Origin of the sequence: Bradyrhizobium sp. (genome assembly GCF_049798375.1) — a bacterium.
Taxonomy (GTDB): domain Bacteria; phylum Pseudomonadota; class Alphaproteobacteria; order Rhizobiales; family Xanthobacteraceae; genus Bradyrhizobium.
Genome location: NZ_JBARGP010000556.1, coordinates 1 through 6,626, shown reverse-complemented (window position 1 = coordinate 6,626; position 6,626 = coordinate 1). Strand labels below are relative to the sequence as shown.

At 63.2% G+C, this 6,626-nt stretch carries 6 protein-coding genes and 1 pseudogene; 3 read left to right on the top strand and 4 right to left on the bottom strand.

The genetic code is table 11. The features are described from left to right. Positions 1 to 158: 158 nt before the first annotated feature. Complete coding sequence (gene lysA, locus WA702_RS22355) at positions 159 to 1,424, top strand: diaminopimelate decarboxylase (protein ID WP_425112729.1); 1,266 nt, start codon at positions 159 to 161, stop codon at positions 1,422 to 1,424. A 411-nt stretch (positions 1,425 to 1,835) separates the two neighbouring features. On the opposite strand, the gene rnk is transcribed toward lysA, so the two are convergent. Together rnk and WA702_RS22345 are read right to left on the bottom strand one after the other, a co-directional pair. Next, the gene (rnk, locus tag WA702_RS22350; protein WP_425112728.1) at positions 1,836 to 2,249 is read right to left on the bottom strand and encodes a nucleoside diphosphate kinase regulator; all 414 of its coding nucleotides are present in this window, start codon (positions 2,247 to 2,249) and stop codon (positions 1,836 to 1,838) included. A gap of 13 nt (positions 2,250 to 2,262) precedes the next feature. Next, entirely contained in the window at positions 2,263 to 2,748 is a 486-nt protein-coding gene (locus tag WA702_RS22345; RefSeq protein WP_425112727.1) for a GreA/GreB family elongation factor, read from the bottom strand. A gap of 447 nt (positions 2,749 to 3,195) precedes the next feature. Between WA702_RS22345 and WA702_RS22340 the strand changes: the two are divergent. Next, positions 3,196 to 3,505 (top strand): annotated as a pseudogene (locus tag WA702_RS22340) (diaminopimelate decarboxylase); the annotation flags it as partial. A gap of 173 nt (positions 3,506 to 3,678) precedes the next feature. After that, on the top strand, positions 3,679 to 4,536 hold the full coding sequence (locus WA702_RS22335) for a hypothetical protein (RefSeq protein ID WP_425112726.1): 858 nt from the start codon (positions 3,679 to 3,681) through the stop codon (positions 4,534 to 4,536). A gap of 680 nt (positions 4,537 to 5,216) precedes the next feature. On the opposite strand, the gene WA702_RS22330 is transcribed toward WA702_RS22335, so the two are convergent. Together WA702_RS22330 and WA702_RS22325 are read right to left on the bottom strand one after the other, a co-directional pair. Next, positions 5,217 to 6,161 carry a DUF5996 family protein gene (locus tag WA702_RS22330; RefSeq protein WP_425112725.1) on the bottom strand — a complete coding sequence of 315 codons (945 nt, stop codon included), beginning with the start codon at positions 6,159 to 6,161 and terminating at the stop codon, positions 5,217 to 5,219. A 56-nt stretch (positions 6,162 to 6,217) separates the two neighbouring features. Then, on the bottom strand, positions 6,218 to 6,626 hold a 409-nt coding region (locus WA702_RS22325; protein WP_425112724.1), incomplete at its 5' end, for an alpha/beta hydrolase.

Sequence of the window (6,626 nt, the reverse complement as noted above, 5' to 3'; positions counted from 1 at the left end):
GATCGTGCCCTGAACGTCGATTTGACATTCACAGCACTTTCTCCCCATTAGCATCTTCACGAATGCGAACTGTCAGCTTGTGCTGCGCGCCGTAGCCCGCGTGCGGCTCAGACACGCATCCGTCGTCGATCAAAAACGTTGAGACCGGACTCCAGGTCATGAATCATTTCGACTATCGCGATGGCGTGCTGCACGCCGAGGCGGTCAATCTGTCCGCGCTGGCCGACCAGGTCGGCACGCCGTTCTACTGCTATTCGACCGCGACGCTGGAGCGGCATTACCGCGTCTTCGCCGATGCCTTTGCCGGCGAGAAGGTGCAGATCCTCTACGCGATGAAGGCCAATTCCAACCAGTCAGTGCTGCGCACGCTGGCGAAGCTCGGCGCCGGCGCCGACGTGGTCTCGGGCGGTGAGCTGAAGCGCGCGCTCGCGGCCGGCATCCCGCCGGGCAAGATCGTGTTCTCCGGCGTCGGCAAGACCCAGGCCGAGCTGCGCGCTGCGCTGGCCGCCGATATCCATTGCCTCAACGTCGAATCCGAGCCGGAGCTCGAGCTGCTGTCGCGCCTCGCCGTCGAGACCGGGCGCGTCGCGCGCATCTCGGTGCGGGTCAATCCCGACGTCGATGCCGGCACCCACGCAAAGATCTCCACCGGCAAGTCCGAGAACAAGTTCGGCATTCCGCTGGAGCATGCGCGGAAGGTCTATGCCCGCGCCGCGGCGCTGCCGGGCATCCAGGTCACCGGCGTCGACGTCCATATCGGCAGCCAGATCACCGATCTCGGACCGATGGAGACCGCGTTCCGCATCCTGACCGAGTTCGTTCAAACCCTGCGCGCCGACGGCCACACCATCAGCCACGTCGATTTCGGCGGCGGCCTGGGCATTCCCTACGACATGGACTGCGCCGCGCCGCCGGAGCCTGTGGCCTATGCGGCGATGGTCAAGCGCGTCAGCCACAATCTCGGCTGCACTTTGTTGTTCGAGCCGGGCCGCCTGATCGTCGGCAATGCCGGCATTTTGGTCGCGCGCGTGATCTATGTGAAGCACGGCGAGGCCAAGAACTTCGTCATCATCGACGCAGCGATGAACGATCTGATCCGCCCGACCTTGTACGAGGCGCATCACGACATCCTGCCGGTGACGCAAGCCCCGGCCGGCGCGCCGCGCTTCACAGCCGACGTGGTCGGTCCCGTCTGCGAGAGCGGCGACTATCTCGCGCTCGACCGCACATTGCCGGAGCCCAAGCCCGGCGATTTGCTGGCGATCATGACCGCAGGCGCCTACGGCGCGGTGCAGGCCGGCACCTACAACACCCGCGCGCTGGTGCCGGAGGTGCTGGTCAAGGGCGACCAGGCCGCCGTGATCCGCCCGCGCATCGATGTCGAGGCACTGATCGCGATGGACAAGCCGGCACCGTGGTTGTGAGGGCGTGCGTGCTGTCCGTGCTGACCCCGGTGTCTTAGGTTGATTTCCGCGCGATCATTCTGGCTTTGGCTCAAACGAGCAGAAAGACCTGAGCGGGCAGTCCGGACGCTTCATTGCTTGTCGGAAAAGGCAGCTGTTGCGACGCAGCTGGATCAGTGATTCAGTTTGTCTAACTGGCGGGCCTACACACATGATAGGACATCGGCGCGTTGTTCTGCGAGTTCTCGCTTGCGGGTAGCCCCTGGGGTGGCCCCCGCTCGATCATAGACCGAGAGGGGCCAGTCCAGATATTTGGACTTTCAGGGCATGAAGAAGGTCACAATGTACAACATGGCAGCCAAACCGACGGTGATACCGATGACGGTCAGGGCGGCCTGTTTAGTTGAAACGTCGTGCATGTCGAAGCCACCTTCAGTTGGACACGCCTAGTACCGTCAAGGACCGCGTATTGTGGCTCGGCGTTTGAAACTCGATGGCCTGGCCAACCGACAGGCCAATCAACGCAGCTCCGACCGGCGTAAGGACGGAGACGCGCTTTAGCGTTATGTCCGCTTCGTGTGGATACACCAACACCACGTCCCGGACGTCGCCAGTCTTGTTGTCGCAGTACCGGACCAGCGAGCCCATGCGGACGACGCCGCGCAGATCGGAATTGTCCGCCACCACGGTTGCACGCTCGATCTCCTGCGCCAGGAAATGGGCCACGCGCGGGAAGATCACCTCGCTCGAACTTGCCAAAGCGTTCAGGCGCCTGGCCTCACCGACCATCACCGTGACTGACGGCAACGCGTTTTCGGGCTTGCCTTTGCGATTAGTCCTGCTCATTACCTGCTCCTTCCTAGGCGGCTGATGGTCCCGGATCATCGTCGTCGAGGAGCGTCTTGCCCTGGAGCAACTGATCGCCAAATAGAATTCCGATAACATCATCTGGACCGCGTCGACTGACGCGTTCGATCCTGACGACATTGGTGCGCCCAGCGGTGAAGAAGGGGATTTCGCTTCCGACCTTCAGCCCCACCAGCGCTGCGCCCAACGGTGACATAACCGGGATTTGGGTTCGCTCGGACGTGTAGTCGTCGGGGTACACCAGTTGCCTCATCTCGCGAGGGACGCCCCAGTTGACCAAGAACGTCACCCACGAACCCATGGTGACGATGCTGTCCAGTCTGACCGCGCGATCAGGGACGACCTCCGCTCGGTTGATCTCACTCAACAGAAAACGTGCGTCCACGTCGCCTTGCGCTGCGCCCGCCCGCGCGAGCCATTCCAAGCGGCGATAGTCAGACGCGGGAAGAGTAACGTCCGGGATCGAGGGATTGTTCACGGCATGCCTCCTCGTTGGGCTCCCCTCATGAGAGAGCCACACACCAAAGCTGTTTGATGAAGGGAAGGGGAATCCGGACGGCACAACCGGCCGTCCGGCTAAGCTCCTGTTTGGAGCCGTCCGGCGTGCAAGCAACGGCGCGCAATGCGCGGATCGATGTCGAGGACGTGGGTCATGTCTTGCCCTATATAGGACCTCTCGCCATGCCCCGTACCGCGGCCAAAGAGCACACATCCTTTCAGGATGCCCCTGTTGCTCCTGACATCGCCCGTGTTGTCCTCGCAAGGATAGCTTTGTACCGGCTTTGCATGCACCAGGGCTGCCGATATTTGAACTTGGTTCGGTGAAGATCGACCGCTGCCCGTTTCGGGTCCTAACGAGATCACTTACGTGCCGAACGTTTCCTGGTTGCGCTGAGCTTGGTTCTATGGATTTCAGGACGCACAGTATGAGGCGCATCACGACATCCTCCCCGTCGCGCAGTCCGCCGCAGGCGCGCCGCGCTTTATTGCCGACGTGGTCGGTCCGGTCTGCGAGAGCGGCGACTACCTCGCGCTCGACCGCACGCTACCGGAGCCGAAGGCGGGCGATCTCCGCAATGACCGCCGTCGCCTACGGCGCGGTGCAGGCCGGCACCTACAACACAAAGCCGCTGGTGCCGGAGGTGCTGGTCAAGGGCGACCAGGCCGCCATGATCCGGGAGCGCATTGATGTGGACGCGCTGATCGCGATGGACAAGCCGGCACCGTGGTTGTGAGCGATATGCCGTAGCCCGGGCGAGCGCAGCGACCCCGGGACACCCGTCCCGCATCGCGCTCCGCTTATGGAAGCGCCGACCAGTTCAATACCCGCCATCCGAATCCGCAGCATGCCCATGGAACTTCATAAGTTCCCGCGCATTTCTTGGGCACAGCACAATGGAGGATCGAGATGGCGGACGGATTGCGGCAAACGGCGGGAGCGGACGTGATCGAGCCGTCGATCGCCGGTGTTTCCTGGGCGGCGGTCCTGGCAGGCGCGGCAGCCTCGCTCGCCTTGACCCTCCTGCTCCTGTCCTTCGGCGCCGGGATGGGCTTTGCGGTCGTCTCGCCATGGGGCAACAGCGGCGTATCCGCGACGACCTTCAAGATCGCCACCGGCCTGTACTTCGTCGTCATGGCGATGATTTCCTCGGCCATCGGCGGCTATTTGGCCGGGCGTCTTCGGACCAAATGGGTCGGGATCCAGACCACTGAGGTGCAATTCAGGGATACGGCCCACGGCTTCCTGGCCTGGGCGGTCGCGTCCGTGCTTGGCGCCGCGCTGCTGGCGTCGCCAGCGAGCTCACTGCTCGGCAACGCGCTCGGCGGGGCTGCGCAAGCCACGGCGAGCGCTGCAAACTCGGGACCGATGGAGGGCTACATCGACACCTTGCTGCGGCCGAACGATCCCTCCGCGCAAACTCAGCAATCCGATCCCCGGCCCGAAATGGTCCGCTTGTTCACGACGGATCTTCGTTCCGGCCATGACTTCAGCGCGGCCGATAAAACCTACGTCGCCAAAGTCGTGGCCGCGCGCACCGGCTTGAGCCAGGCCGACGCGGAGAAGCGCGTGAACGACGTCGTCGCGCAGGCCAAATCGGACCTCGATAGCGCCCGCAAGGCCGCGATGCAGACCGCGATCTGGCTGACGCTGTCGCTGTTCATCGGCGCGTTCTGCGCGACGCTTGCGGCCATGGAAGGCGGCGGACTGCGCGACGGCACCTGGAAAAAGAAGGCCGCCGTGACCACCCGACCATCGCTGACCTGAAATCTGCAACTTAAGGAGAGACAATCATGCCCATCCTGCTCTGGCTCGTCGGAATTCCGATCCCGCTCATCATCCTGATCATGCTGCTGCGCTGACGGTCCTCGGGGCTCCAGGCCTCAAGCCGGGTCTCCGCATCAATTCCCAAAAGGGCGCCTTTGGGCGTCCTTTTTTGGTATGGTGGAGCTTCGCGACCTCATCGGGTACAACGCGAAGCGCGCTTCCGACGCGCAGGCCAGCCGTGACATGGCATAAATTAGCCGGGCGCAGCATTGCTGGACCTCGCTGGTTTAGTGCACTGCCAGCCTAACTCCTGACGACGCCATAAGGCTGAGGAAAATTGCCCAGGTTGCCTGATACAGCACGAAGACTGTGGGCGATCCTTGCGGCGGTCGCCGTCTTCGTCGTGACATGCCTTCTCTCCGTGTTCGTCACGCCTTATGCGCTAGGTCTGCTTGATCGTTGCGTCCCACCCGATGGAAGCTGCGGGGATGTGGTCGGTTGGGCGATGCTCATATCAGCGCCGGTCTCGATCCCTCTCATCTTGCTTCTCTCGGGCGCACTTGCCTGTCTCACCTATGTCCGTGTCGCGCGAGACCCTGACAAAGCCTGAGCTGCACGCGCCTATCGCGAAGAGTGACACGCGTCGACGCACCGATCGCGCCGCGCCGGCCCGTCGAACTTCATCTCGTCCTCTCCACGGGGCGGGGCCGGCGTGGCTGACCAATCGGACATTCGAGCGCGGCACGATCCCAGCCTCCGCCATCGGCTGCCGCCCGATAGGTGCTTTCCAGAAACGACATGAGCGTCGCCTCCGGGGCGCTCGACTTCCTCACAACGTCGTAGGCCAGGAGATACTCCCCGAGCTTCCGATCGAAATATGCGCCCGTCGGTAAAATCTGTTCGTCGGCAAAACCGGTCGGAGTGGGATAGGCATAGGAGTAGAAAGCCGCAAAGTCTGTGCCGCCGCCGCCCGGCCAGAAGCCAGCGGATGAGACCTCATCACTATAGGCCTCGCGCGTCACTTCGTCCGGTAAACCCGGTACGCCCCCCGGGTGAAGCGGAGCAGGACGTCCGGAGAAGCGCGTCACCGCGAGATCGAAGCTGCCCCAAAAGAGATGGACCGGACTGACCTTTCCGGTGAAGCCCGTCCGAAACCGATGAAACACACGGTCGATCGCAACCATGGCCCTGAAGAACCGCGTCACGGCGTCTGCATCATAGGGGCGGATTTGACGGTCGTCCTGGAAGGGAATCGGATCGGGGACCTCATTGGGCCGGCCGTCGAATTCCGGTGTACCGCCGAGACGTTCCACCAGCTCACAGAACCGGGCCCGAAAGTCGGCAACGGACATCGGCCCGAGCGCCATTTCAACCCGGCCTCCGTCGCAGGCCTCTCCGATCACGACATGACGGGAGAGATCGAAGGTGATCTCGATACCTGTGGCGTCTGGAATCAGTGACGTGGTGAGCCCGCGAGCATTCACATAGAAAGTCGCGTGCCACGAATGGTTGACCCACGGCGTCCGCGCGAGCCGATACTTGCCGACAACTTGGCAATACAAATGAAGCGCGGAACAAGTTTCGCGCCATGCCTCGAAGGGGATCTCCGGCCAGATCGCGCTCATAGCGTTTCCTCCTTTATGCGGCGTCGCCGCGATGCGTCACTTTCCGGTTGTTACCATCAAAGCCCCTTGCTCCGGAGCCATGTGCGGATGGTCTGGATGTGCTCTGCCTTGCGCTCCAGCGGCAGCCAATGTCCGGCGGGCAAGCTCGTCACGGTCAGATCCGCGCAGGCCGCGCGCATTGGATCGCCTTGACGGTTTCCGGTGATGCTGCAGATCTGATCATGGTCGCCGTTGACGAACAGCACCGGCTGCGACAGGCGGCCGCCGCTGGGCGCCTCGCGCGCGTAGGCGATGTTGGCGCCGCCGTTCAGGTACCACGCGCAGGACGGGCGGAAGCCTTGCGCCTTGAACGCCTGCACCAGCACGTCGAAATCATCAGGCGGCCAAAGCGCGGGGTCGGTTTGGGTCGGCGGAGCGCGGTGCGCGGCGCCGTAGCGCCCTCCGTTGCGCGTGACCACTGCTGAC